Annotated in this window: 19 protein-coding genes; 9 read left to right on the forward strand and 10 right to left on the reverse strand. The window is 69.8% G+C overall.

All coding sequences use genetic code 11. The annotated features are described in order from the left end of the window. The 3 genes from B7P44_RS00945 to B7P44_RS00960 form a co-directional block, all read right to left on the reverse strand. Positions 1 to 345, reverse strand: coding sequence for a putative holin (locus B7P44_RS00945; protein WP_059609396.1), 345 nt, complete (start codon positions 343 to 345; stop codon positions 1 to 3). 15 nt (positions 346 to 360) lie between these two features. Further along, positions 361 to 567, reverse strand: a complete 207-nt coding sequence (locus B7P44_RS00950) for a tail protein X (RefSeq protein ID WP_010095858.1) — start codon at positions 565 to 567, stop codon at positions 361 to 363. Between the two features lie 406 nt (positions 568 to 973). Beyond that, a complete protein-coding gene (locus B7P44_RS00960) occupies positions 974 to 1444 on the reverse strand; it encodes a 2-thiouracil desulfurase family protein (protein WP_084906324.1) in 471 nt (156 codons plus the stop codon). A gap of 191 nt (positions 1445 to 1635) precedes the next feature. On the opposite strand from B7P44_RS00960, the gene B7P44_RS00965 reads away from it, so the two are divergent. The 3 genes from B7P44_RS00965 to B7P44_RS00975 all read left to right on the forward strand — a co-directional run bounded on the left by B7P44_RS00965 (position 1636) and on the right by B7P44_RS00975 (position 5571). Further along, positions 1636 to 3165: a TIGR04222 domain-containing membrane protein gene (locus B7P44_RS00965; RefSeq protein ID WP_084899665.1), complete on the forward strand. Its 1530-nt coding sequence runs from the start codon at positions 1636 to 1638 to the stop codon at positions 3163 to 3165. A 300-nt stretch (positions 3166 to 3465) separates the two neighbouring features. Next, positions 3466 to 5124, forward strand: coding sequence for a methyl-accepting chemotaxis protein (locus tag B7P44_RS00970; protein ID WP_084899667.1), 1659 nt, complete (start codon positions 3466 to 3468; stop codon positions 5122 to 5124). 165 nt (positions 5125 to 5289) lie between these two features. Next, positions 5290 to 5571 carry a hypothetical protein gene (locus B7P44_RS00975; protein ID WP_084899668.1) on the forward strand — a complete coding sequence of 94 codons (282 nt, stop codon included), beginning with the start codon at positions 5290 to 5292 and terminating at the stop codon, positions 5569 to 5571. A gap of 37 nt (positions 5572 to 5608) precedes the next feature. Here the strand turns inward: B7P44_RS00975 and B7P44_RS00980 are convergent, their stop codons facing one another. Genes B7P44_RS00980 through B7P44_RS01005 form a run of 6 tightly spaced genes read right to left on the reverse strand, consistent with a single transcriptional unit; the run spans position 5609 to position 13727 of the window. Continuing rightward, the gene (locus B7P44_RS00980; protein ID WP_084899671.1) at positions 5609 to 8965 is read right to left on the reverse strand and encodes a glycosyltransferase family protein; all 3357 of its coding nucleotides are present in this window, start codon (positions 8963 to 8965) and stop codon (positions 5609 to 5611) included. 2 nt (positions 8966 to 8967) lie between these two features. Further along, entirely contained in the window at positions 8968 to 10125 is a 1158-nt protein-coding gene (gene rffA / locus B7P44_RS00985; protein WP_084899673.1) for a dTDP-4-amino-4,6-dideoxygalactose transaminase, read from the reverse strand. A gap of 57 nt (positions 10126 to 10182) precedes the next feature. Beyond that, positions 10183 to 10830, reverse strand: a complete 648-nt coding sequence (locus B7P44_RS00990) for a class I SAM-dependent methyltransferase (RefSeq protein WP_084899676.1) — start codon at positions 10828 to 10830, stop codon at positions 10183 to 10185. Between the two features lie 10 nt (positions 10831 to 10840). After that, positions 10841 to 11563, reverse strand: coding sequence for a WbqC family protein (locus B7P44_RS00995; protein ID WP_088511395.1), 723 nt, complete (start codon positions 11561 to 11563; stop codon positions 10841 to 10843). Then, complete coding sequence (locus B7P44_RS01000) at positions 11560 to 12945, reverse strand: NAD(P)/FAD-dependent oxidoreductase (RefSeq protein WP_084899678.1); 1386 nt, start codon at positions 12943 to 12945, stop codon at positions 11560 to 11562. The genes B7P44_RS00995 and B7P44_RS01000 overlap by 4 nt, the downstream gene beginning before the upstream one ends. Beyond that, positions 12942 to 13727 (reverse strand): TylF/MycF/NovP-related O-methyltransferase, encoded by a 786-nt coding sequence (locus B7P44_RS01005; protein WP_084899681.1) that lies wholly within the window; start codon positions 13725 to 13727, stop codon positions 12942 to 12944. The genes B7P44_RS01000 and B7P44_RS01005 overlap by 4 nt, the downstream gene beginning before the upstream one ends. 468 nt (positions 13728 to 14195) lie before the next feature. Between B7P44_RS01005 and B7P44_RS01010 the strand changes: the two genes are divergently transcribed. Genes B7P44_RS01010 through B7P44_RS01035 form a run of 6 tightly spaced genes read left to right on the forward strand, consistent with a single transcriptional unit; the run spans position 14196 to position 25386 of the window. Next, complete coding sequence (locus B7P44_RS01010; protein ID WP_084899683.1) at positions 14196 to 15983, forward strand: O-linked N-acetylglucosamine transferase, SPINDLY family protein; 1788 nt, start codon at positions 14196 to 14198, stop codon at positions 15981 to 15983. Further along, on the forward strand, positions 15980 to 16921 hold the full coding sequence (locus B7P44_RS01015) for a UDP-glucuronic acid decarboxylase family protein (RefSeq protein ID WP_193834334.1): 942 nt from the start codon (positions 15980 to 15982) through the stop codon (positions 16919 to 16921). Before B7P44_RS01010 ends, B7P44_RS01015 begins: the two co-directional genes overlap by 4 nt. After that, positions 16918 to 18123, forward strand: a complete 1206-nt coding sequence (locus B7P44_RS01020) for a methyltransferase domain-containing protein (protein WP_084899688.1) — start codon at positions 16918 to 16920, stop codon at positions 18121 to 18123. Before B7P44_RS01015 ends, B7P44_RS01020 begins: the two co-directional genes overlap by 4 nt. A 14-nt stretch (positions 18124 to 18137) precedes the next feature. Next, positions 18138 to 20636 carry a tetratricopeptide repeat protein gene (locus tag B7P44_RS01025; RefSeq protein WP_084899691.1) on the forward strand — a complete coding sequence of 833 codons (2499 nt, stop codon included), beginning with the start codon at positions 18138 to 18140 and terminating at the stop codon, positions 20634 to 20636. Then, on the forward strand, positions 20633 to 23122 hold the full coding sequence (locus B7P44_RS01030) for a tetratricopeptide repeat protein (RefSeq protein ID WP_084899694.1): 2490 nt from the start codon (positions 20633 to 20635) through the stop codon (positions 23120 to 23122). The genes B7P44_RS01025 and B7P44_RS01030 overlap by 4 nt, the downstream gene beginning before the upstream one ends. Beyond that, a complete protein-coding gene (locus B7P44_RS01035) occupies positions 23119 to 25386 on the forward strand; it encodes a tetratricopeptide repeat protein (protein WP_084899696.1) in 2268 nt (755 codons plus the stop codon). The genes B7P44_RS01030 and B7P44_RS01035 overlap by 4 nt, the downstream gene beginning before the upstream one ends. A gap of 152 nt (positions 25387 to 25538) precedes the next feature. Here B7P44_RS01035 and B7P44_RS01040 read toward each other — a convergent pair whose 3' ends face one another. After that, positions 25539 to 25835 carry a flagellar protein FliT gene (locus B7P44_RS01040; RefSeq protein ID WP_084899699.1) on the reverse strand — a complete coding sequence of 99 codons (297 nt, stop codon included), beginning with the start codon at positions 25833 to 25835 and terminating at the stop codon, positions 25539 to 25541. Positions 25836 to 25857 lie beyond the last annotated feature (22 nt).

Here is a 25857-nt window from a genome sequence, read left to right on the forward strand (position 1 = left end):
TCATCCACCTTTGCGGAAGAGCGACAGCAGGTCCAGGGTCTTGACCCGCTCGATGAGCTGCAGCGTGACGGCGATCACGAGCGCGGCCGCGAAGAACGCGGCGACGCCGGTCGAATGGATCGGCGTGGCGCTGACGATTTCCGGCGCGGCGAGATAGCCCATCACGAGCGAGATCAGCAGGTAGGCCGCGCGCCGCGCGACGCCGATCTCCTTCGACGTGACGACGACGAGCGCCGCGCCGGTGAACGCGCCGATCAGCGCGTTGCCGTCGATGCCGGGCGCGAGGCCGGCGAGTCCGATCGCGGTCGACAGCACCGCGGCGGTGGTGGTGTTCGGTTCGGCCATGGCGGCGTTCCAGGGTCAGTCAAACAGTTGCAGCAAGGGCTTCGTGCTCGACACCGTGTCGAGCGGCGGCAGGTAGACGGGCGTGCCGGCCGGCAGCACGACGCCGAGATCGGCGAGACCGGTGTTGGCCTCGAGCACGGTTTCGACGGTGCCGTCGGTGCGGCCGTAGTGCCGCCAGCACAGCGCGTCGACCGTGTCGCCTTGCAGCGCGCGCACGATCATGGCCGGCTCCCTCGAGCCCGGATGCCGCGACCGTCGCGGGCCGCGGGTTGCGATCCGACGCGGAAGAATGTCGATGTCGAGTTGCTTGGCATGGCCGGATGTCGAACCGTGAGTCAGTGAAGATGGCTCACATGTTCGAACTTCGTGCGGCGCGGCTCAACGAACGGCGTGCGTCGTCCGCCCGGGCACGCAGCGCGGCGCGTGCCGGGGCGGGCGGGGCGTCTTACGCTTCAGGAAAGGGCGCGGTGCGGGGCTATGCAGCTGGATTGCAGCTTGGATGAACTGGCGGGGCCTTGAGTGACCTTGTGCAGCCTTGGTTTTGCGGTGGGCGCGGGGCGCGGGGCCTTGATGGGCAAGGGTGGGGGAGGCGTAGGTAAAACTCCGAAGGCAGGGGTTGCTGCGCCGCTCACCCCTGCTGCGCCAGCCGCGCGCGCAGCGCGTCGATCTCCGTATCCGCGAACACCTCGATGCCGTGCTGCCGCAGCAGCGCGGCGGTGACGCCCGCGCCCGCATGTCGGTTGCCCGCGAAGCTGCCGTCGTAGATGAAGCTGCTGCCGCATGACGGGCTGCCGTCGGCCAGCAGCGCGAAACCGCAGTCATGCGCGCGCGCCAGCGCCAGCGCGGCCTGCGCACCGGCGATGAAGGGCGCCGTGACGTCCGCGCCGGTCGCGTCGACGATGCGGGCGACGCCCGCCAGCACCCGCTGCCCGGATTCGCCGTCGGCGATTTCGGCCGGCGGCCGCGGCACGCCGAATCCTCCCGACAGCTCAGGACAGATCGGCACGAGACGTCCTTCGCGGCGCCATTGGTCCAGCGCCTGATGCGCGGCCGTCTTGGCCGACCCGTTGTAGCGGACCGGTTGGCCGAGCACGCACATGCTGACCAGGATCTTCTGTTTCGTCCGCAATGTCGTCTCCTCGCGCGGGATGGGGGAAAGGCCTGAAATTCTACGGCAGGCTTGCCGACGCACAGCGCGTGCCGCGCGCCGCGCCGTCATGCGAGAATCCCCCGCAACGACAACAGCATGCGTCGATCGCGACGGCCGTCCGCGCATCGCGCCGACCTCCGATGGTTCCATTCCCGACGTCCGTCGCCACAGCAGCAGCCGATGCGGATGCGCTGACCGAACCGCAGCGCGCGCTGCTCGCGCGCCTGCAGGCCTATGCGCCCGACGCGCCCGATGCACCGCTGCCGTACAGCCGCCGTCTCGCCGAAGCGGAGCACTGGCCTTACGAGCATGCGCTGGCCGTGATCGACGAATACAAGCGCTTCGCATTCCTCGCGCAGGCGGCCGGCCATCCGGTCACGCCGTCGCACGCGGTCGACGCCGCATGGCACCTGCATCTGCAATACACGCGCGAATACTGGGACGTGTTCTGCGCCGACGTGCTGCGCGCGCCGCTGCACCACGTGCCGGGCGCGGGCGCGCCCGGCGAGGCCGCGAAGTACGAACAGCACTACCGGCAGACGCTCGACAGCTACCGGCGGCTGTTCGGCTGCGAGCCGCCCGCGGTGATCTGGCCGCGTCCCGCGGCCGGGCCCGCCGACATCCCGGCGCAGCGCATCGGCCCGTCGTGTGAGCGCGCCAAGCGCACGCAAGGCTGGCGGCGCGTCGCGAAGTTCGCGTGGCCGGCGGCGGCGATCAGCGTCGCGGCGACCTGCGCGTCCGCGAGCGACTTCAACGTGCTGGACTTCTCGGGGCCGGAATTTCTCGCGTTCTACGTGCCGCTCTGCATCGCCGCGCTGCTGCTGATCGCCGGCCTGCAGTGGATCGAGTACCGGTTCCGCGCGTGGGGAACGCGGGCCCGCGAATCGTCGCCGGACCTGAGTGCGGAGGAAGCGGCCTATCTCGCGGGCGGCGGCTCACGGGTGGCGCAGGTCGCGACGCTGTCGCTCGCGCATGCCGGCGCGATCGAGCTGGTGCACCAGGCCAACGGCGCGCGGGTGCGGATCGCCGATCCGCAACACGCGGGCGCGTATGGCGCCGACTGGGAATGGCTGAGGAAGCAGCTCGGCGGCGAGACGAGCTACCACGCGTTTCGCGAGCGTCTCGCGTGGCGCGAAGCCGGCTACGCCGATGCGTTGCACCGGAAAGGCTGGCTCTGGGCGCCGGGCGAAATGCGCACGACGCGGATGGCCGCGCGCGCAATCCTGCTGCTCGTGCTCGGCGCGGGGGCGGCGAAACTCGCGATCGGCCTGAGCCGCGGCCGGCCGGTGTTGCTGCTGATGATCTTCATGGCGGCGTTCACGGCGGCATACCACTTCCTGGCCGGGCGCCTGCCCGGCTTCGGGCGCGGCGGCGTGACGAGCGGCGGCCAGGCGGCGCTCGACGCGCAACGGAACGAACGCCAGGGCGACCGCGCAACCCCGGACGGGCTGCTGTGGACGGCCGCGCTGTTCGGCGCCGGTGCGCTCGCGGGCACCATTTGGGCGGAGCACTTGGGTGCGCTGATGGCGCCGCCGCCCGTTGTCGCCGCGAAAACCGGCGGGTCGAGCGGTTCGTCCGACTCTGATGCCGGGGACAGCAGCGGTTCGAGCTCCTGCGGATCGTCGAGCTCGTGCAGCTCGAGCAGTTGCGGCGGCTGCTCGAGCAACTGAACGCGTTTCGAGCGCGGCCGGCCGCGCTCGGTTTTTTTTAATTTGAGATAAAAGCGGTGGCCGATGACGCCATGCGATACCAAGATGAAATCGATTGAATTACGCATCGAAATTAATTAGTTAGATGACTCATCCGTGCTGAAAAAGTGCCTCGACAAATTATATTGAGATAATAAAAAATAATTTCACGCGATACGTAAATAAATGGATTAAAGAAATTCGAAATACCTCCGTAAACGACGAATGCATAAGAGGAAATTCAAATTTGCATTGATTCGTACTTTTACGATGAGGCTTGAAATGAAGTACTTCACGCACAGCATCAAATTCAAGGTCGTTCTCGCATTCGTTGCCTGCGTCGTCCTGATGGCGGCGATCGGCGTATTCGGAATCAACGGCCTTGCCCGCCTCAATTCGAATGTCGCCAATGCGTATTCCGGCAATACGGTACCGATCAGCGAACTGTCAGAAATCCGCGCCGCCGAGTTCGGCATCCTGCTGAAATTGCGCCAGCTGCAGCTCGATCGCGACCCGGCGCGGACCAGGGCGGGCGTCGCGACGGTGCGCGCCGAGCAGGCGCGGCTCGACGCAACATGGGCCCGCTATTTCCCGGACGCGGTCACGAGCGACGGCGAGCGCCGGATCGCCGAGCGGATGCGGGACTTGCTGCCCGGCTTCCGGGCCGGGACGGACGACGCGCTCGCGATGCTGGAAAGCGGCAGCGACGCGCCCGGCGCGGCCCTCGACCGGCTGGCGCCGACTGCCGACGCGCTGCGGCGCGCGATCGACGACAACATCGCGCTGAACATCGTCCAGGCGAAGGCGTTCGCGGAGGACAGCGCCGCGACGTTCACGCGGATCTTCTATACCGCGATCGCGCTCGTCGGCGTCGGCGTACTGGTTGCCATCGGCGTATCGGCCTACCTGCTGCGGCAGATCACGCGGCCGCTCGATCGCGCGGTGCGGGTCGCCGGCGAGATTGCGGCCGGCCGGCTCGAGAACGGGATCGTCGTCGATTCGCACGACGAATTCGGCCGTCTGCTTGACGCGCTGGCCGTGATGGATCGGCAGCTCGGCGACACGGTGCGGGGCATCAAGCGCAATGCGGAATCGGTGACGATCGCCGCGCACCAGATCGCTAGCGGCAACGCGGACCTGTCGGCACGCACTGAAGCGCAGGCCGCGTCGCTCGAGCAGACCGCGGCGAGCATGACCGAGCTCGCGGAAACGGTGAAGCACAATGCGGACAACGCGCAGCAGGCGAACGCGCTGGCGACGCGCGCGTCGGGAATCGCCGACGCCGGCAATGACGCGGTGCTCGGCATGGTCGGCACGATTGAGGAGATCAGCGCCAGTTCGAGCCAGATTTCCGACATCACGGGCGTGATCGAGTCGATCGCGTTCCAGACCAACATCCTCGCGCTCAATGCCGCCGTCGAGGCGGCGCGCGCCGGCGAGCAGGGGCGGGGCTTCGCGGTCGTCGCGACCGAGGTGCGCAATCTCGCGCAGCGCTCGGCCGCGGCCGCGAAGGAGATCAAGGAGCTGATCGCGTCGTCGGTCGCGATGATCCGCGACGGCGCGAAACAGGCGACCGACGTCGGCGCGACGATGGCGCAGGTGAAGCTGGCGATCAAGCAGGTGTCCGACATCGTCGCCGAAATCGCCGCCGCGTCGCAGGAGCAGAGCCGCGGCATCGAGCAGGTCAATCAGGCGGTCGTGCAGATGGACGACGTCACGCAGCAGAATGCGGCGCTCGTCGAGCAGGCGGCCGCCGCGGCGCGCTCGCTCGAGGATCAGGCGGGCAGCCTGAAGGACGCGATGGCCGTATTCAGCGTCTCGGATGCGCGTGCCCCGGCGCGCGCGCCGGCGGCTGCCGCGATCGCGCACGCCGCACCCAGGCCGCTGAAGCTGGCGACGGCGGTCTCGACGGCAGACGGCGCGGTGTGGGAGACGTTCTGACGCCGCCCGCGCTGCAGCACGCGGCCGGATGCGGCCGCGCGAAGCCGGCCGGCGCGCGGGGCGCGGATTTCGTGCCGCCGCGCGCGCAAGCCGCCCGAAGCCGCGCGCGATCCGGCGCGCCTCTTTCGAACGCCGTTCGCCGTGACGGGGACGGTTGCCTGCCCGATGAACCTCTTCTCGTGCCTGACCAATGCCGATCTCACCGTGGAGACGCTCGCCGACGCGTGCCTGCGCTTCGACGCGGCCGACCGGGATCAGCGACTGGTCGTGCAAGCGCTGGCGATGCCGATGCTTGCGCGACGCCTGACGTGGCTGCGGCTTATGCAGCGGGCGAGCCCGGACAGCGCCGCGACGCGCTCGACGATTGAGCGGATCGAGTGCGCGCTCGCGAGCGCGCGTGCGCGGCTCGGACTCGACGGCGAATGCGGGGCCGCTGCCAGGGCGTAGCGCCGGCGGCGTCCTGACGGATTGCCGTGAGCGGGCCCTACGCCGTCATCGCATCCGCATCCGCGTGCGCCACGTCCCCGTCACCCGCCTCGACGATCAGCGTCCAGTCGAACGCCGGCAGCGCGCAGAGCTGCTCGACGGTGGCCGCGTACTCGTGCGCGGGCGTGCCCAAATAGCGCACCTTGTCGGTCCACTCGGGCAACGGCGCTTGCGACGTGGTCACCACGACCGCCAGCAGATCCTGTTCCGGCCGCTTGGCGACTTCGTGCAGGCTCTGCCTGACCTTGTCGAGATCGCCGTCGGCGTCGAGGATCAGCACGCCGGGAATCGGCGCATCCGGGCGGCCGGGCTGGCCGCCGCTGACGCCCTTGTCGATGCACTGCTGATACACGTGGCGATAGTGCGGCAGCGCCTGCTGCAGCGCGTGGTGCTTGCGGACCTTCGCCTGCGCGGTGCGCGCGAGCCCGCGGCGCAGCGCCGGGTTCGCGATCAGCCGGTCGAGCGCGTCGATCCAGGCCTCGCGCGCATCCGCGACCAGCAGGCCGTCGCAGCCGTCGTTCAGCGCGAAGCGATAGGCGGGCCGGTCGCTGACGATCGTGGCGATGCCGGCCGCCGCATATTCCTGCCAGCGGATCGTGCTCTTGCCGGCGTGGTAGTCGTCGTCGGCGAGCGGCATCAGCGCGATGTCCCAGCGCTGTTGCGGCAGGCGTTGCGCATACGCGTCGTAGTCATGCAGCGCGGGCTCGAACGTGGCCGCCGGATGCGCGGCCCAGCCGGCGGGTGCGTCCGGGCCGGCGAAGCACACCTTGACCTTGCCGGGATGGCGCGCACAGATCGCCTGCAGCGCCGCGTCGACGAGCGCGAAGTTGTCGGCGCGCAGCGACGCGCCGGCGATGCCGATCGTCACGCAATCGTCGCTGCGCGTCGCCACGGGGCGGTAGAACCGGACGAAGTCCACGCTGTCGGGCAGCACGTGGATGCGCGGGTTCGACAGCCGGTAGCGGCTCGCGGCGAACGGCGTCGACACGATCACGGCATCCGCGTTGCGCAGCGTGAACTCGATCCCCGCGCGGGCCATCGCGCCCTGCGCGGCGAGCGGATGCGCGGCCGGCAGGTCGGTCAGCAGGTCGTCGGTCTCGTAGATCACCGGCTTGTTGAGGCCGAAGATGGCCCGCACGCCTTCGTCCGTCATCACGCCGGGCGTCATCCGGTGCAGCAGGACGGCGTCGGCGCCGGCCAGCACGCTGCTGTCGATCCGGCCGTCGCGAATGCCCCAGACGAGCTCCCATTCGTCGCGCAGCCGGTCGAACGGCTGCACGAGGCGAACGCGCGCCGACGCGCTTTCGGGCGGCTCGACCGAGTACACGACGAGCCGCTTGCGGCGCGGCGCGGCGTCCGCGCGCGCGACGACGGGCGCCGGCGCGCGGTTCTGCTCCAGCAGCCGCGCATACAGCGCGCCGTGGCGCGCGGCGTTGCGGCTGACGTCGTGCCGCGCGCGGATCGCGTCCTGCGCGGCCGCGGCGAGTTGCGCGCGCGCCTGCGGATGCTCGATCAGGTGCGCAATCGCGCCGACCCACGCGTCGGCGGCGTCGGCGGCGAGCCAGCCGGTACGGCCGTGGACGATCGCGCTGCCTTCCGCGTGCGCGGCGACGAGCACCGTGGCCGCGCCGGCCGCCGAGTATTCGAGCCATGCGCGCGGCGGATCGTCGTCGCGCAGCGCGAGCGGCGACGCGACCAGCGCGAGGTCGAGGCCGGCGTGCTTCAACTGGTCCGCATAGGCGTCATAGGGCGCGTTCGAGGCGATCAGCGTGACATCCGGATCGCCGTCCCAGCCGGCCGGCAGCGCCGGCCCGACGAACGACACGCGGAGCTTGCCCGGATACCGGCGGCGCAGCTCGGCCAGCGCCAGCCGGACCTGTTCGAGACGGGCGCCGTCGAGCCCGGCGCCGGACACCGCGAGGTTCACGTGGTCGCGAGCGCCGGGCGCCGCGCGGTACAGCCGCTCGACATCGATATCGGCCGGCAGCACGTGGACCGACGCGTTGACCTCCCGGTACTGCCGCGCCAGCGCCTCCGACGGCACGACGAGCGCATGCGCGTGCTGCGCGGCGTAGCGGAGGTTCGCGTTGCGGCGCGCGTTGTCGGCGGCCCCGGGCGTGCCGGCGAGCAGCGTATCGAGCGGCGCGTCGATCTCGTGGATGACCGGCTTGCCGAGCGCGAACAGCTGTTCCAGCGTAGCCGCGGACAGCAGGCCCGGCGTGTCGCCCTGCAGCACGATCAGGTCGGCGCGCTGCAGCGAGTCCCCATCGATGCCGGCGTGCGTGACCGGAAAGCTCAGTTCCCATTCACGATCCAGCAGCGCGAACGGCTGCACGAAGCGCAAGCTGGCGCGCGCGTGCGCGGACGGTTCGGCCATCACGACCGCGATGCGCTTGCGTGCCGAGGCCGCCTGGCAGCCGGCGGCGCCGGCCGCGACGGCCTGCGCGTCCAGTTCGTCCGCGCGGGCCTGGGTCTTGTCGATGAACGTCTGCAATTGCCGCCAGAACGTCTCCTCTTCCTGCAGGTAGACGTCGCGCGCTTCGTGAACGGTGGCCTTCGCGCGGGCGATCTCCGCTTCGTCGAGGCTCCACGCGATGCCCTTGCCTTCCATCACCCAGCGCTCGGCCTTCGGCATCGACGCGTCGTTCACGATGCACACGACCGGACAGCCGCACAGCAGCGCCTCGAACGCGGCGGTCGACCACTCGTACAGGTAGACGCACTCGACCTGGCGGAACAGCGCCGCGAGCTCGTGCGCCGAGCGTGCCGGCACGCGGTTCGAGATCTCGATCGAATCGGCGGTGACCGGATGCAGGCTGCCGCCGCGTACCAGATGCCGGTTGATGAAGACGGCCGTGCCGCTGCGGCGCGCGTCGTCGACGCCGTCGCTGTTGAAGATGCGCGTGTCGACCAGCGGCATGCGCAGCAGGTCCGCCTGCCATCCCGCGGGCACCAGCGTCGGCCCGAACGTGAACACGAGGTCGCTCGGCTGCAGGTCGATCGCATTGCCCTCGATGCGGCCGGGTTCGGCAAGCAGGTAGCGCGCGACGCAGCGCGCGTTGAACGGATTGTCGGAGACGATTTCCGGGTAGACGGCGATCGGGCTGCGATTCGCGTTGGCGTGCGCCTGCGCGATGTCGTTGGTCACCTGCGGCGTGCGCAGGTCCGGATGCACGACCGGCGTGGTGACATACGCTTCGTGCCCGAGCAGGTTCAGCACGTGGCACAGGTAGTGCATCGCGCGGACCCCGCCGGACGTCTGCCGGAAATTCGGCGCGTACACGTAGTACGGATGGTCGAGCCGCGCAAAGATGCGCGACCCGTGGCGCGTCGGGCCGGAAGTCGGAATCGTCATCGTTATCGGGTGCGGTAGAAATCGAAGACCACGTCGAGGATGCGGTCCTGTTCGGCTTCGGTCATGTCGTGGTACAGCGGCAGACGGACGAGCCGGTCGGCGACGAGGTCCGTCACCGGCATCCCGGACCCGCAGCGCCCGTAGCGCTGGCCGGCCGGCGAACTGTGCAGCGGCACGTAATGGAACACGGCGTTCACGCCCACCGCGCGGATCTGCTGCAGCAGCGCGGTGCGCTCGGCGAGGTCGCGCGCGAGGAAGTAGAACATGTGGCCGTTGCCGCGCTCGGCGAGCGAAATCGCGGGCAGCTCGACCAGCCCGTCGGCGTGCAGCGGCTGCAGCGCGTCCTGGTAGCGCTGCACGGTCGCGCGCCGCTGCGCGGTGATCACGTCCGCGTGTTCGAACTGCGCGTACAGGAACGCTGCGATCAGCTCGCCCGGCAGGAACGACGAGCCGACGTCGACCCACGTGTACTTGTCGACCTGCCCGCGGAAGAACTGGCTGCGGTTGGTGCCCTTCTCGCGGATGATCTCCGCGCGCTCGACGAGGCGCGGGTCGTTGACCAGCAGCGCACCGCCCTCGCCTGAAATCACGTTCTTGGTCTCGTGGAAGCTGAGGCACGCGAGGTGGCCGAGGCTGCCGAGCGGCTTGCCGTTCCACGTCGACTGGAGCGCCTGCGCGGCGTCCTCGATTACCCACAGGCCGTGATCCGCCGCGAGTTGCCCGATCACGTCCATGTCGCACGCGACGCCCGCGTAGTGCACCGGCACGATCGCGCGCGTGCGCTCGGTGATCGCGGCGGCGACGAGCGTCTCGTCGAGGTTCAGCGTGTCGCGGCGGATGTCGACGAACACCGGCGTCGCGCCGCGCAGCACGAACGCGTTGGCGGTCGACACGAACGTGTAGGACGGCATGATCACTTCGTCGCCGGGCTGCACGTCGGCGAGGATCGCGGCCATCTCGAGCGCGGCCGTGCACGAGTGCGTGAGCAGCGCGCGCTGGCAGCCGATGCGCTGTTCCAGCCAGCGGTGGCAGAGCTTCGTGAACGCCTGGTCGCCGGCGAGGCCGCCCTGCTCGACCGCTTTCGCGATGTAGTAGAGCTCCTTGCCGACCACGAACGGACGGCCGAACGGAATGCTGTCGAGATTGGGTGGGCCGAACATGGTCAGGCTCCGTGGTAAGGGGTGGGACGCTCGGCCGCGCGGCGTGCGCGGCGCCGCTCAGACGTCCTTGCGGACGAGGATCGTGAATTCGTACAGGCCGTAGTCGTGCAGCAGCGCGACGTGGCGCGAATAGCGGCGCTTGCAGCGATCGAACAGCGCGCACGGATCGGCGTAGTACAGGAGGTCCGGGCGCATGAACGGCGGATCGGAATACGACGTCAGGCAGTTGAACGCGAAGCCGCGGCGGCTCGTCGCGTGCAGCGTGTCGAGCGTCGCGTGGATGTAGTCGAGCCACGCGTCGTCGCCGTGACCGCGCCTGACGTTGAAGATGCCGGACGCGATCCCGTAGTCCGACTCGGCCTGCGGCGTCGCGCCGACGTGAAACGCGACGTTCGCGTCGTCGCGGTAGCGCTGCCGCGCGGCGTCGACCATGTCGGACGAGATGTCGTTGCCCGCATAGGTGAAGCCGTCCGGCAACGCGCGCGCCTTCAGGAAGTCGACCAGCGCGCCGTAGCCGCAGCCGATGTCGTTCAGCGAGTGGCCGCCGGCCGCGGGCAGGATCCTGGTCAGCTGCTCGAAGCGCAGGAACTGGCCGGTTTCGCCGTTCCAGTCCACGCCGCGCGCGGTGGCGCCGTGTTCCGCCAGCCGTGCGCTGTAGTACGCGGCCACTTCCTGCAGCAGGCCGGCATGCGGGGATTCGCTCATGGAGATCGCCTCACGCTTTCGAGGTCAGCGCGTAACGGCGCGCGTCGGGACCGCAGTTGAACAGCACGTCGAGCACCGTCACGCCGTGGACGAAGTCGCCCCACTGCTGCGGATACTCGGGATAGGCCGGGTAGTCGAACCAGCGCACCGCCACCCCGGCGTCGGCGAACAGGTTCTCGTCCAGGTAGCTGCGCGCGGCCGGGCCCGACAGGTACTCGGTCGCGCCTGCCTGCACGCACAGGTTCAGCAGCTTCTCGGTGCGGTCGCCGTGCAGTTCGTAGTCCGAAGACGACGACACGCGCGTGTCGATCTCCAGCTGCCTGAGGATCCACGTCAGCATCGCGAGATTCAGCTCGCTCAGCATCCCGTACGTGCGGCCGAGGTACAGCGCTTCGAGTTCGTCCGCATAGCGGCCGAAGTGCGGCGCGCGCGCGTAGTTCTGCTGCAGGCGCTTCCAGTGCAGCGGCGCCCATTCGGCGCCGTCGAGCTCCGTCTCGCGGATCGACTGGTGATACTTGCCCTTCACCTTCACCGGCACGCTCAGCCATTGCACGCCCTGCGGCGTCTTGATCTGGTTGCGGTTGCGCCAGTCGCGGCGCGTGTACTGCGCGTCGTCGTAGAGGATGAACTCGTCGCAGGCGGCGATCAGGTCGAAATAGCCCTTCCACGGAATGTAGTTGGACTGGACGATCGCCACCCGCTTCGCGTCGCGGTTCATGTGCGTGACGCTCATGCCGGAATGTGGCCGTACCGGTACATGTCGACGAGCTCGGGCGGAATGCCCCACGCCGTTGCGCCCAGCTTGTCGTGCAGCGCCTCCAGGTCCGCGCGCATCGCGTTCTGGAGCTGTTCGACCATGCGGTTTCGCGCCGGCTCGAAATCGTGCTGGTAGGCCGCATTGATCTGATGGCGCACCGTCTTCGCGATCGCGGCCTCGCGCGTCATGTTGCGGATCAGCGGACGCTCGGGCGCGAGTTCCGCGTAGCGCGGGTCGATCGGCTCGCCGCGCATCGCCGCGACGAGGTCGCGGCACAGCACCGGCGACAGGTGGAAGCCGTCGCGCTTGGTCCCGCCGAGAATCCACAGGTCCCGCACGCTGGTTTCGCCGAACAGCGGATACAGGTCGGACGTCGTCGGCCGCCAGCCGACGTTGACGTTGACCAGGTTCGCGCGCGAGAAGCGGGTGTTGATCTGGTCCATCGCGGACTTGAGCAGCGTGTACGCGCTGCCGGCGTGGCCATGCTCGTGCGGCACCGGGCTGATGTAGTTGCTGGCGCCGACCAGCGTGCGGTCCGGCCCGTGCGGCGCCGAATACACGCCGCACGCGAGGCCGCGGTTGGTCGTGCGCACGCAGTGCGTGTGCACGTTCTCCGAGCTTTGCAGCTCGACGGACATGCCGATGCCGTAGAACATCCGCTGCACCGGCAGGTCGGGCAGGCTCGCCTGCAGCACGCGCGTCAGGTTGGCGCCGTTGCTGAGGATGAAGCGGTCCGCCGCGAGCACGCTGCCGTCGGACAGCCGCGCCGCGACGACGCGTCCGGCGGCGGTGTCGAGCCGCTCGACTTCGGCGTCGATGAAGCGCGCGTTGCCGGCTTGCGCGACGGATGCCGTCAGCGCGTCGAGAAACTGCTTCGGATTGACCCAGCCTTCGCGCTTCAGGAAGACCGCCTTCAGCGCGCGATAGCGCGGGTCCGGATGATAGTTCGGGATGCCTGACGGATCGACCGCCTCGCAGGGCTCCTCGAATTCACGGCAGAACCGCTGCACGGCCGCGAAGTTCTCGTCGTCGAGCGCGTCGGTCGCCGCGTTGTTCAGCACGAAGGTGCCGAAGCCGTGCGCGACCGCGCGCTCCGGCGTGCAGATCTCGGCGAACACGGCGGGCCAGGCCGCCGTCGCGGCGCGGCTCAGCTCGAACTTGAAGCGGTCGATCGGCGTGCCGAGCGAGTCGCCTTCCAGCTCGGTGAAGGAGTTGAGCATCGCCGCCGCCGCGCGCGTCGCCGAGCCGGGCCGATGCGCGTGGCCGACGATGACGAGCTCGACGCCCGGGTCGGCCTGCTGCCATGCGCGGGCCGCCATCAGGCCGAGGATGCCGTTGCCGAGAATTGCGATTTTCATTTGCGTGCGCCTCCGCCTTCGGGGAACGACAGGTAGCAGAGCGACGGATACGCCGCCGCCTTGTGGATCTGGTGCGGACGATTGCCGAGCAGGTCGCGCAGGTAATGGATGCCTTCCGCCGGCAACTGGCCGCCGCGGGTGAGCTGCCAGAACGCGACGACGCCGCCGGGCACCAGCCGCTCCATCACCGCGTCGAACGCGTGCCGGGTCGGCTCGATCACGTTCAAGTCGAACCACGCGAGCGCGACCATCTCGCCGGGATGCGCTTCGTCGAACGCCGCCAGCGTGTCGCGGCAGTCGCCTTCCCACACGCGGTGCTTGTCATGCACGTGCCCCATCGCGTTGTTGCGCTCGTGCAGGTTCAGCAGCTTGCGCAGCAGGTCGGCGTACTCGCCGGACAGCGAGTAGGTGCCGTCGGAGAACAGCTTGCGGTCGCGCGCGTCGTTCTCGGCAAAGCCCGTGTAGCCCGTGAACGTATCGAACGCGTGAATGCGGCGCTGGAAGTTCAGCGGCTCGAGAATCGCGCGGAAGTTCTCGCACAGCACGGCGGTCTGGCCGCGCCACGTGCCCATATCGAGGATCGCGCCCGGCAGCGGCACGATCCGCTGGTACACCTCGAACGTCGCCAGGATGCGCGCGAGGAGCGAGCCGCGCACGAACAGGCCGAGCGAGCGTTCCAGTTCCTCGCGCGTCGCAGGATAGGTCTGCATCAGGTCGAACAGTTCGCGGCGCGCCGCGAGCTGATCGCCGTCTGCGTTGGTGATGATCGCTGATTCGTGCATACACAAGGCTCCAGGCACAAAGGGTGAGACCGGACGAACGCGTGAGCGCCGCGGCGACATCGGGTGCGCGGCTGTCCGCACGGCGCAAGTCGGACATCTTTCTACGATCAAGTCTATCGACCGCCGCCAGGATCGAATGTCGGATTAGCGGCCCATTTCACCCCGCATTTCGATGGATGCGCGGGCGTTCGGCGCGGTTTTCGGCGGGCTTGCAGTCGCGGGAATTACGACCAATTCCGGCGCCTGATCGCCGGATTGGAACGCGATGCGCGCGGAGAGAATTCGGACACGTCGGAGACTGTCCGTGCGTGGCGCCGCACCCCGGCCTTGCGGTACTGCGACCGGATGACGCGCCGCCGACGTGACCGACTCACCTGCGCCCGTCGACTGGAGAGGGTTCAGGACCTTATCGAACGCGGCGCCGGCCGCGTTTCGAACCCCGTATTGGCTAGCAGGACGACAGATCTCATGATGCCCATTTCCCCCGCCACCGCCACGATCGAACACGCGCTGGCGCACCATCAGGCCGACCGGCTCGAAGAGGCCGAGACCTTGTACCGGCAGATCCTCGACATCGATCCCCGGCATGCGGACGCGCTTCACCTCCTCGGCCTGATCGGCCATCAGTACGGTCGCTATCAGGAGGCGTCCAGCCTGATCATGGCGGCGATCGAGATCAAGCCCGACGCGATCTACTACTACAACCTCGGCAACGTGATGCAGGCGGACAACCGCCATTCCGCCGCCGCCGAGTGCTTCCGCCTCGCGACCGAGCTGCGGCCCGACTACGTCGACGCGTACAACAACCTCGGCAACGCGCAGCGGCTCGCCGGCGACGCCCGCGCGGCCGTCGATGCGTTCTGCAAGGCCATCTCGCTGAAGGCGGACAACGCCCAGGCCTACAACAACCTTGCGAACGCGCTGTTCGACCTGAACGAGATTCCGGCCGCGCTCGAGGCGTACCAGCACGCGGTCGCGCTGCGTCCCGACCTGCCGGAGCCGCGCAGCAACCTGCTGTTCGCGAGCCACTGCAGCGAGGCGTTCGACCACGACGCGTATCTCGCCGAGGCCGCGCGCTACGACGAACTCGTCACGCGGCGCGCGAAGCCGTGGACGGACTGGCTCGTCGACCTGACCGCCCGCGTCGGGCGACCGCTCAAGGTCGGCATCGTGTCGGGCGACCTGAAGTCGCATCCGGTCGGCTATTTCATCGAGAGCATGCTGAAGCATCTTGATGCGAACCGGGTCGAGATGCATGCGTACCCGACGCGCGACGTCGAGGACGACGTCACCGCCCGCATCAAGCCCTATTTCTCGACGTGGACCTGCATCGCCGGCCTGAGCGACGAAGCGGCCGCCGCAAGGATTCGCGCGGACCGCATCGACGTGCTGCTCGACGCGGCGGGCCACACGATCTACAACCGCCTGCCGCTGTTCGCGTGGAAGGCGGCGCCGCTGCAGGCGAGCTGGCCCGGCTACTTCGCGAGCACCGGCGTGCGCGCGATCGACTACGTGATCGGCGACCGCTACGTGCTGCCGCCCGCCGAGGCCGCGCATTTCACCGAGCGGCCGTGGCATCTGCCGGACAGCTATCTGTGCTTCACGCCGCCGGCCGATGCGATCGACGTCGGCGCGTTGCCGATGCTCGCGAACGGCCATCCGACCTTCGGCTATTTCGGCAAGCTCGCGAAGATCACCGATCGCGTCGTCGCGGTCTGGTCGCGCGTGCTGCAGGCGGTCGCGGGCGCGAAGCTGTTCGTGAAGGCGGAGCATCTCGACGATCCGCGCGAACAGCAGGCGCTCGCCGAGCGCTTCGCGGCGCACGGCATCGACGCGCAGCGCCTGATCCTCGAAGGCCGTTCGCCGCGCGCCGAGTACCTGGCCGCGTACCGGCGCGTCGACCTGATGCTGAGCCCGTTCCCGTACCCGGGCGGCACGACGACCGCCGAAGCGCTGTGGATGGGCGTGCCCGTGCTGTGCCGGCGCGGCGAGCGCTTCCTGTCGCACATCGCCGAGAGCCTGCTGCACGCGGCGCGCCTGCCCGAATGGATCGCGGACGACGACGACGCGTACGTCGCGAAGGCCGTGGCGCAGATCGGCAAGCCCGCCGAGCTGGCGGTGCTGCGCACGACGCTGCGCGCGCAGCTGCTCGCGTCGCCGCTGTGCGATGCGCCCCGCTTCGCGCGCCACTTCGAGGACGCGCTGCACGGCATGTGGGCGCGCCACGTCGAAGCCGCGCCGGAAGCCGCCGCGTGAACGGCGCCTCGATCCTGATCACCGGCGGCGCGGGCTTTCTCGGCTCGCACCTGTGCGAGCGCCTCGTGAGCGCCGGCCACGACGTGATGTGCGTGGACAACTTCCACACCGGCAGCAAGCGGAACGTCGCGCACCTGATCGGCCGCGTGAATTTCGAGGTGATCCGTCACGACGTGTGGCTGCCGCTGTACGTCGAGGCGGACCGCGTGTTCAACATGGCGTGCCCCGCGAGCCCGGTCCACTACCAGAGCGACCCAGTGTCGACTGTGAAGACGGCCGTGCTCGGCGCGATCAACATGCTCGGCCTCGCGAAGCGCTGCGGCGCACGCATCCTGCAGGCGTCGACGAGCGAGGTGTACGGCGACGCACAGCAGCATCCGCAGCAGGAGAGCTACTGGGGCAACGTCAACCCGAACGGGCCGCGCGCGTGCTACGACGAAGGCAAGCGCTGCGCGGAAACGCTGTTCTTCGACTATCACCGGCAGCACGGCGTCGACATCCGCGTGGTGCGGATCTTCAACACCTACGGCCCGCGCATGCGCGCCGACGACGGCCGCGTCGTGTCGAACTTCATCATGCAGGCGCTGCGCGGCGAGCCGATCACGCTGTACGGCGACGGCAGCCAGACGCGCTCGTTCTGCTACGTCGACGATCTCGTCGAGGGGCTGCTGCGGATGATGGACCAGGACGACGACACCGGCCCGATGAACCTCGGCAACCCGAGCGAGATCACGATCCGCGAGCTGGCCGAGTGCGTGCTGCGCCTGACCGGCTCGAAAAGCCGCATCGAATACCGCCCGCTGCCGACCGACGATCCGCTGCAGCGCCGGCCCGACATCGGCCGCGCGCGCCAGCGGCTCGACTGGCAGCCGGGCGTCCAGCTCGAGGACGGCCTGAAGGAAACGATCGCCTACTTCCGCAACCTGGTGAAAGCATGAGTCCTGACCTGATCGACGCGGCCTGCCCCGTCTGTGCGCACGCGGTCGCCGCGCCGTTCTTCGACGCCGGCGCGCACACGCTGGCGACGCTCGCGTGGCCGGATTCCGCGGCAAGCGCGCGTGCGCTGCCGCGCCACCCGCTCGAGTTCGTGCAATGCCCGCGGTGCTCGCACGTGTGGAATCACCGCTTCCATTACGACGCGATTCCGTACCAGAGTAATCCGAACCGGATGTTCAACAACGGCGGCATCTGGAAGGGCCATCTGGCGGCCACGCGCGACCTGCTGCTCGGCAGCCTGTCCGCTGCGCCCACCGTCGTCGAGATCGGCTGCGGCGAAGCGCACTTCGTGCGCGGCCTCGCGCAGGCGAGCGATGGCGGGCGCTTCATCGGCTTCGATCCGAACGCGAGCGTCGGCACCGGCAACGGCATCGAGTTCCATGCGCGGCTGTTCGAGCCGCTCGCCGACATGGCCGAATTCCGGCCCGACGCGATCGTGATCCGCCACGTGCTCGAACACCTGACCGAGCCGGCGAAGCTCGTCGAGCAGCTCGCGTGGGGCGCGGCGAGCCAGCCGAACCCGTGCTGGCTGTTCGCGGAGGTGCCGTGCATCGACCGCGTGTTCGAGACCGAGCGGCTCGCGGATTTCTTCTACGAGCACGTGTCGCAGTTCACGACCGAATCGTTCCGCGCGCTGATGGCGCGCGCCGGCGAGATCGTCACGCTCGCGCACGGCTACGACGGCGAAGTCGTCTATGCGCTGGTCCGGCTCGGCGTGCCGGCGCCGCTGCGCGCGCGCGCGGGCGCGGCGGCGCGCTTCGCGGCCCGCACGGTCGAGCATCGCGCGGGCATCGCGCAGCAGCTCGCCGAGCTGGCGGCGTCGGGCCGGCGGGTCGCGATCTGGGGCGGCACCGGCAAGGCGGCGGCGTTCATCCATCACTTCGACGCCGATGCGGGCCGCTTCCCGCTCGTCGTCGATTCCGATCCCGACAAGGTCGGCACCTACGTGCCGGGCACCGGGCAGCAGATCGTGTTCCGCGATGCGCTGAAAGCCGCGCCGGCCGACGTGATCATCATCCCGACCCAGTGGCGCGCGCGCGACATCGTCGCCGAGATGGCCCGCGAAGGGATCGCGGCGCCGGCCGTGATGATCGAGCACGGCGGCAGGCTGATCGATTTCGGACGCGACCCGCATCCGTATTGAGCACGGCGGACGAGATGGACAGCATCGGACAGGCGTTGCAGGCGGCGCTCGCGCATCATCAGGCGGGGCGTCTCGCCGAAGCGAAGACGCTGTACGACGCGATCCTCACCGCACAGCCGGGCCAGCCGGACGCGCTGCATTTCCTCGGGCTGCTCGCATGCCAGCTCAAGCAGTACGACGCGGGGCTCGCGTTGATGCAGCAATCGCTCGTCGAGCGGCCGGACGCGTCGTACTTCAACAACCTCGGCAACATGCTGCGCGAATGCGGGCGGCTCGACGACGCGATCGCCCACTATCGCCGCGCGGTGGCGCTGCGGCCGGACTATCCGGAAGCGCACAACAACCTCGGCAACGCGCTGCGCGATGCGCGCGACCCGGCGGCCGCGATGACGAGCTGCGCGCGCGCGATCGAGCTGCGTCCCGGCTATGCGGAGGCGTACAACAACCTCGGCAACGCGCTGCAGGATCTGGGCGAGCAAGATGCGGCGGCCGCGAGCTACGGCAAGGCGGTCGCGCATCACCCGCAGTACGCGGAGGCGTACAGCAATCTCGGCAACGTGCTGCGCACGCAGGACAAGCTCGACGCGGCGGCCGACGCCTATCGCCGCGCGCTCGCGCTGCAGCCGGGGCTGCACGCCGCGCGTCACGGCCTCGGCCTCGTGCAGTGGTCGCAGGGCGCGCTGAACGATGCGTTGACCACGTTGCGCATCGCGGCGCAAAGCGGCGATGCGAGCGTCCACAACAATCTCGCCGGCCTGCTGCGCGACATCGGCGACCTTGACGGCGCCGCCGCGCACTATGCCCGGGCGATCGAACTGGACGCGTCGATGGCGGCCGCGCACGCGAACCTCAGCGGCGTGCGCCGCCGGCAGATGCGCTACGCGGAAGCGCTCGCGCATGCGCTCGACGCGATCCGGCTTGCGCCGGACCTGGCCGACGCGCACAACAACGCGGGCAACGCGTATCACGGGCTGGAGCGGCTCGACGCCGCGCAGGCCAGCTATCGCACGGCTGTCGCCCTGAACCCGGCGGACGCCGGCGCGAACCACAACCTGTCGGTCGTGCTGCTCAAGCTGAACCGGCTCGACGAAGCGCTCGTGTATTGCCGGCGCGCGCTGGACGCCGGCGCGCCGAGCGCAGCGATGCACATCAACCTCGGCGACATCCTGCGCGCGCAGGGCAACGTCGACGCGGCGGTCCCGGCCTATCGCGACGCGCTTGCGCTGGTGCACGACGACGCCGGCGACGCCGCGGCGGAAGTGCTGGGCCGGCTGCTGTTCAGCGCGGCGGCGTCCGCGTGCGTGAGCCCGGCCGACTACCTGGACGACGCGCGGCGCTACGGCCGGCACCTGGCCGCGCGCTCGACGCGCTACGCGCACGATCCGCGCGAGCGGGCTGCGCGCGCGCAAGGGCGCCCGCTGCGCGTGGGCTTCGTGTCGGGCGACCTGCGCCAGCATCCGGTCGGCATCTTCCTGGAAAGCGTGCTCGGGTACGTCGACCGCACGCGCATCGACCTGCGCGTGTACGTGACGCTGGACGAGGAAGACGCGATCACCGCGCGACTGAAGCCGCACGTATGCGGCTGGCGCTCGATCGCCGGGCTCGCGCCGGAGGCGGCCGCGCGGATGATTTACGACGACGGCATCGACGTCCTCGTCGACCTCGCCGGCCATACGCAAGCGAGCGGGATCGCCGTGTTCGGCTGGAAGCCCACGCCGGTGCAGGCGAGCTGGCTCGGCTTTTTCGCGTCGACCGGCTGCGACGCGATCGACTACTTCATCGGCGATGCCTACACGCTGCCGGCCGCCGAGGCGCATCACTTCGTCGAGCAGCCGTGGCGGCTGCCGGACAGCTGGCTGTGCTTCACGCCGCCCCCGTACGACGTCGAGGTCGGCCCGCTGCCGATGGCGGCGCGTGGCTATCCGACGTTCGGCTGCTTCGGCAAGCTCGTGAAGATCGGCGACGACGTCGTGCGTGCGTGGTCGCGGCTGCTGCATGAACTGCCGGCGGCGCGGCTGCTGCTCAAGGCGCAGGAGCTCGACCGCGCGAGCGTGCGCGACGCGACCGCCGCGCGCTTCGCGCGGCACGGCATCGACGCGGCCCGGCTCGAATTCGAGGGCGCGACGCCGCGCGCCGAGTATTTCACCGCATACCAGCGCATCGACGTCGCGCTGAGCCCGTTCCCGTACCCGGGCGGCACGACCACGGCCGAGGCGCTGTGGATGGGCGTGCCGGTGCTCGGCATGAAGGGCGCTCGCTTCGTCACGCACATCTGCGAAAGCCTGCTGCACGCGGCGGGGATGGGCGACTGGATCGCGGACGACGAGGACGCTTACGTCGCGAAGGCGATCGCGGCGGTGCGCGACCGCGAGCGGCTCGCCGCGCTGCGCGCCGGGCTGCGCGCACAGGTGCTCGCGTCGCCGCTGTGCGACGCGCGCCGGTTCGCGGCGCATCTCGAAGCGGCGTTCCTCGGTATGTGGCAACGCTATACGGACACGACAAACGAAGCATGAACGATATCCACGACACGCTGCAGGCGGCGCTCGCGCACCATCAGGCGGGGCGTCTCGCCGAAGCGAAGGCGCTGTACGACGCGATCCTCACCGCACAGCCGGGCCAGCCGGACGCGCTGCATTTCCTCGGGCTGCTCGCATGCCAGCTCAAGCAGTACGACGCGGGGCTCGCGCTGATGCAGCAATCGCTCGTCGAGCGGCCGGACGCGTCGTACTTCAACAACCTCGGCAACATGCTGCGCGAATGCGGGCGGCTCGACGACGCGATCGCCCACTATCGCCGCGCGGTGGCGCTGCGGCCGGACTATCCGGAAGCGCACAACAACCTCGGCAACGCGCTGCGCGATGCGCGCGACCCGGCGGCCGCGATGACGAGCTGCGCGCGCGCGATCGAGCTGCGTCCCGGCTATGCGGAGGCGTACAACAACCTCGGCAACGCGCTGCAGGACCTGGGCGAGCACGATGCGGCGGCCGCGAGCTACGGCAAGGCGGTCGCGCATCACCCGCAGTACGCGGAGGCGTACAGCAATCTCGGCAACGTGCTGCGCGCGCAGGACAAGCTCGATGCGGCGGCCGACGCCTATCGCCGCGCGCTCGCGTTGCAGCCCGGGCTCCGCGTCGCGCACCAGGGGCTGAGCGCGACGCTGATCGCAGCCGGCGATCCGCACGGCGCGGTCGAGCATGCGCGTGCGGGGCTCGATCCGCACGACGCGGACGCGCACTACGTGCTCGGCAAATTGCTGCGCGGCATGAACGATTTCGACAACGCGGGCAAACTGTTCGAGCAGGCGGTCGCGATCGACCCGGCGCATGCGCCGGCGTGGGCCCGGCTCGGCGAACTGCGCGGCCAGCAGGGCGAACACGAGCAGTCGGTGCAGCTGTGCCGGCGCGCGATCGAGCTCGATCCCGAGCTGGCCGACGCGTACAACTTCCTCGGCCTCGCGTATCACAACCTCGACCGGATGGCCGCCGCGGAGCTGAGCCACCGGCACGCGATCGACCTGAACCCCGACGATGCCGACGCGCATCACAACCTCGCCGCCGCGCTGTTCCGGCTCGACAAGCTCGACGACGCGATGAAGCATTCCGAGATCGCTCGGGAACTCGGCGTCGATCCCGTGAAGATCCAGCTGACGCTCGGCGACATCCGGTGGGCGAAACGCGATTTTGCCGGCGCGGTGGACGCGTTCCGCGCGGCAATCGACCATGACCCGTATCGCGCGTACGCGCGGCTGATGTTCAACATGTCGAGCTCGCCTGCGTTCACGCCCGACGAGTGGGTCGCGGAAGCGCGCCGCTACGGTGCGTATCTCGCGCGCGACGCGGTCCCGTTCGAGCACGACCGCGCAGCGCGCGTCGCGCAGGCGCAAGGGCGGCCGCTGCGCGTCGGCTTCGTGTCGGGCGACCTGCGCCAGCACCCGGTCGGCATCTTCCTGGAAAGCGTGCTTGCGCGGCTTGACCGGTCGCGCATCGAGCCGCATGCGTACGTGACCTTCGTCGTCGAGGACGACGTGACGGCGCGCCTCAAGCCCGGCTTCGCGAGCTGGACGAAGCTCACCTGCATGAGCCGCGAGCAGGCCGCGCAGATGATCCACGACGACGGCATCGACATCCTGATCGACATGGCCGGCCACACCAACTGGAGCGGCGTGCCGATCTTCGGGCACAAGCCCGCGCCGGTGCAGGCGAGCTGGCTCGGTTTCTTCGCGACGACTGGCTGCGGCGCGATCGACTATTTCATCGGCGATGCGCATACGTTGCCGGCCGACGAGGCGCACCACTTCGTCGAGAAGCCGTGGCGGCTGCCGGACAGCTACCTGTGCTTCACGCCGCCGCCGTATGACGTCGCGGTCGGCCCGCTGCCGATGGCCACCAACGGCGGCGTCACGTTCGGCTGCTTCGGCAAGCTGACCAAGGTCAGCGACGACGTCGTCGCGCTGTGGTCGCGCATCCTGCATGCGCTGCCGGACGCGCGCCTGATGCTGAAGGCGTTCGAGTTCGGCACCGGCGACCTGAACCAGGCGACGCTCGAGCGCTTCGCCCGGCATGGCATCGGCGCGGACCGGCTGATCCTCGAGGGCGGCTCGCCGCGCGCGGAATACTTCGGCGCGTACAACCGCATCGACATCGCGCTCAGCCCGTTCCCGTACCCGGGCGGCACGACCACCGCCGAAGCGCTGTGGATGGGCGTGCCGGTGATCGGGATGAAGGGCGGCCGGTTCGTCACGCACATCTGCGAAAGCCTGCTGCACGCGGCGGGCATGGGCGACTGGATCGCGGACGACGAAGCGGCGTACCTCGCGAAGGCGGTCGCGTTCGCGCGCGACCGCGACCGGCTGGCGACGTTGCGGGCGACCCTGCGCGAGCGCACGCTGGCGTCGCCGCTGTGCGATGCGACGCGCTTTGCGCGCAACCTCGAGAATGCGCTGCACGGCATGTGGAACGTCTACGCGACGGGTGATGCATCCACCGGGGACGCGCGATGAGCGAAATCGCCCGGCAACTGGACGCGGCGCTCGCGCATCATCAGGCCGGCCGCCTGGCCGACGCGCACGTGTTGTACGAAGCGATTCGCCGCAGCGAGCCCGACCAGCCCGACGCGACGCATTTCCTCGGCCTGCTTGCCTGCCAGATCGGCCAGTTTCCCGCCGGCATCGCATTGATGGAGCGGTCGATCGCGCTGCGCGCCGACCCGGTCTACCTGAACAATTTCGGCAACATGTTGCGCGCGCACGGCCGGCTCGACGACGCAATCGCGGCCTACCGGCGCGCGGTCGCGCTGAAGCCCGACTACGCGGAGGCGCACAGCAACCTCGGCAATGCGCTGCGCGACGCGGGCGATCCGGACGCCGCGATGCTGAGCTGCGCGCAGGCGCTCGCGTTGCGCCCCGATTACGCGCAGGCGTTCAACAACCTCGGCAACGCGCTGCGCGACAAGGACGAGCTCGACGCCGCCGCGCGCGCCTACGACAAGGCAATCGCGCTCGAGCCCGCCTACGCGGACGCGCACTACAACCGCGGCAACGTGTTTCGCGCGCAGGGCCGGCTCGACGACGCGGTGCGCTGCTACCGGCGCGCGGTCGAACTGCAGCCGGACCTGTACCTGGCGCATCACAGCCTCGGGAGCCTGCTGTTCGAGCGCGACGAGCTCGAGCCCGCGATCGAGAGCCTGACGCGCGCGTCGCAGGGCGGCAGCGCCGACGCCCTTTTCGGCCTGGCCGCCGCCTTCGACCGCGCGGGCGATCTCGACGGCGCCGCGGCGAGCCTGCGGCGCGCGATCGCCTCGGCGCCCGAGCGTGCCGAGCTTCATCACAATCTGGCGCAGGTGCTGGTGCGGCAGGGCAAGCGGCCGGAGGCGCTCGAATGCTGCCGGATCGCGCTCGCGCTGCCGGGCCAGACCGCGCACATGCACGCGGTGTCCGCGGAAATTCTCTGCACGCTGTGGCACTTCGAGGCCGGGCTCGCGAGCTACGATCGCGCGCTCGAGCTCGATCCGTCCTATGCCGGCGCGCACTCGGGCCGCCTGTTCTACCAGGCCAGCATCGAGCGCTGCCCGCCCGCGCAACTGGTCGACCATGCGATGCAATTCGGCGCGCGGATGGCGGAACGGGCGTCGCCGCGGCGGCACGCGCCGCGCGCGGCCGGCGGGCGGACGCTGCGCGTCGGCTTCGTGTCCGGCGACCTGCGCTCGCATCCGGTCACGGTGTTCCTGCTGGGCGTGGCGGCGGCGCTGGATCCGTCGAAGGTCGTGCTCGCCGCGTACGCGACACAGTCGCGCGAGGACGCCACGACGGCCGCGCTGAAGCGGCACTGCGCGATCTGGCGCGACATCACCGCGCTCGACGACGAGGCCGCGGCGGACCTGATCGCGCGCGACGGCATCGACATCCTGATCGACCTGAGTGGCCACACGTCGCTGAACCGCCTGCCGCTGTTCGCGTGGAAGCCCGCGCCGGTGCAGGCGACCTGGCTCGGCTATTTCGCGACGACCGGCATCGCCGAGATCGACTACATCATCGGCGACCGTCACGTGCTGCCGGCCGGCGAGGAGACGCACTTCGTCGAGCGGCCGTGGCGGCTGCCGGACAGCTATCTGTGCTTCACGCCGCCGCAGCAGCAGCTTGCCGTCGCACCGCTGCCGGCCGCCGGCAACGGGATCGTGACGTTCGGCAGCCTCAACAACGCGAACAAGCTCGGCGACGCGGTGATCGCGCTGTGGGCCCGCGTGCTGCATGCGGTGCCGGGGTCGCGCCTGCTGCTCAAATCGCCGCAGCTCGACGAAGAGGCGCTGCGCGTGAGCCTGGCCGCACGGTTCGCCGCGCACGGCATCGCCGCGGAGCGCCTGCCGATGCGCGGCGGCTCGGCGCGGCTCGCGCACCTGAGCGCGTTCAACGACATCGATATCGCGCTCGACCCGTTCCCGTATCCGGGCGGCACGACGAGCCTGGAAGGACTGTGGATGGGCGTGCCGCTGGTCACGCGGCGCGGCGAGCGGTTCCTGTCGCACATCGGCGAGAGCATCATGCATACGCTCGACATGCCGGAATGGATTGCGCAGGACGACGACGACTATGTCGCGAAGGCGGCCGCGTTCGCGAGCGACCTGCCGCGGCTCGCGGCGGTGCGCGCGGGGCTGCGCGAGCGCCTGCTGCGCTCGCCGCTGTGCGATGCGGCGCGCTTTGCGCGTCATCTGGAAACGGCGTTTGCGCAGATGGTCGACGCGGCCGTTGAGCAGGCGGGGCGGGAGTAGGCGGCGTCAGCGCCGCCCGTGCGTCGACGACTTCTCGCGATCAGCCAAAAAAAAAGCCGCATTGAAGCGGCTCGACGGTACGGCGACAACGGTCCGCTCGACTGGCGGCGTCTTGTGGTTCGAAAGTCGCGGCGCACGAGGCGCCCGGCCGGTCACAGCATGCCGGTCGTCTGGTACAGGCTCGCGGCCTTGATCCGGTCGCGGGACTGCGCAAATTCCACGCTCAGACGGTTCCGGTCCGCATGGGCCTGCTCCGTGATCGACGCGTCGATCGCCATGATCTGCCTGAGCAGGTCCAGCGCGTCCGGCGTCTGGTCACTGGACAGGCCCATCAGCAGCGGCGAGCGCTCGTCGGCGAGGGTGGCGACGCGAACCCAGTCGCGCGCGTCGGTCGCCGACTGCATGGCGCGGGTCAGGTCGAGGGCGCGGGACAGGGTGTCGGTCGTCATGGTCAGGCTCCGTCGGTGCGGT

It is taken from the genome of Burkholderia ubonensis subsp. mesacidophila (assembly GCF_002097715.1).
Taxonomy (GTDB): domain Bacteria; phylum Pseudomonadota; class Gammaproteobacteria; order Burkholderiales; family Burkholderiaceae; genus Burkholderia; species Burkholderia mesacidophila.

Excerpts from the sequence above, each read along its gene's own strand:
- B7P44_RS01000 (WP_084899678.1), bottom strand. The coding sequence starts at position 12,945 with ATGAAAATCGCAATTCTCGGCAACGGCATCCTCGGCCTGATGGCGGCC.
- B7P44_RS00950 (WP_010095858.1), bottom strand. The coding sequence starts at position 567 with ATGATCGTGCGCGCGCTGCAAGGCGACACGGTCGACGCGCTGTGCTGG.
- B7P44_RS00965 (WP_084899665.1), top strand. The coding sequence starts at position 1,636 with ATGGTTCCATTCCCGACGTCCGTCGCCACAGCAGCAGCCGATGCGGAT.
- B7P44_RS00980 (WP_084899671.1), bottom strand. The coding sequence starts at position 8,965 with ATGACGATTCCGACTTCCGGCCCGACGCGCCACGGGTCGCGCATCTTT.
- B7P44_RS00970 (WP_084899667.1), top strand. The coding sequence starts at position 3,466 with ATGAAGTACTTCACGCACAGCATCAAATTCAAGGTCGTTCTCGCATTC.
- B7P44_RS00945 (WP_059609396.1), bottom strand. The coding sequence starts at position 345 with ATGGCCGAACCGAACACCACCACCGCCGCGGTGCTGTCGACCGCGATC.
- B7P44_RS01030 (WP_084899694.1), top strand. The coding sequence starts at position 20,633 with ATGAACGATATCCACGACACGCTGCAGGCGGCGCTCGCGCACCATCAG.
- B7P44_RS00990 (WP_084899676.1), bottom strand. The coding sequence starts at position 10,830 with ATGAGCGAATCCCCGCATGCCGGCCTGCTGCAGGAAGTGGCCGCGTAC.
- B7P44_RS01035 (WP_084899696.1), top strand. The coding sequence starts at position 23,119 with ATGAGCGAAATCGCCCGGCAACTGGACGCGGCGCTCGCGCATCATCAG.
- rffA (WP_084899673.1), bottom strand. The coding sequence starts at position 10,125 with ATGTTCGGCCCACCCAATCTCGACAGCATTCCGTTCGGCCGTCCGTTC.
- B7P44_RS01005 (WP_084899681.1), bottom strand. The coding sequence starts at position 13,727 with ATGCACGAATCAGCGATCATCACCAACGCAGACGGCGATCAGCTCGCG.
- B7P44_RS01020 (WP_084899688.1), top strand. The coding sequence starts at position 16,918 with ATGAGTCCTGACCTGATCGACGCGGCCTGCCCCGTCTGTGCGCACGCG.
- B7P44_RS00975 (WP_084899668.1), top strand. The coding sequence starts at position 5,290 with ATGAACCTCTTCTCGTGCCTGACCAATGCCGATCTCACCGTGGAGACG.
- B7P44_RS01040 (WP_084899699.1), bottom strand. The coding sequence starts at position 25,835 with ATGACGACCGACACCCTGTCCCGCGCCCTCGACCTGACCCGCGCCATG.
- B7P44_RS00995 (WP_088511395.1), bottom strand. The coding sequence starts at position 11,563 with ATGAGCGTCACGCACATGAACCGCGACGCGAAGCGGGTGGCGATCGTC.
- B7P44_RS00960 (WP_084906324.1), bottom strand. The coding sequence starts at position 1,444 with ATGTGCGTGCTCGGCCAACCGGTCCGCTACAACGGGTCGGCCAAGACG.
- B7P44_RS01025 (WP_084899691.1), top strand. The coding sequence starts at position 18,138 with ATGGACAGCATCGGACAGGCGTTGCAGGCGGCGCTCGCGCATCATCAG.
- B7P44_RS01010 (WP_084899683.1), top strand. The coding sequence starts at position 14,196 with ATGATGCCCATTTCCCCCGCCACCGCCACGATCGAACACGCGCTGGCG.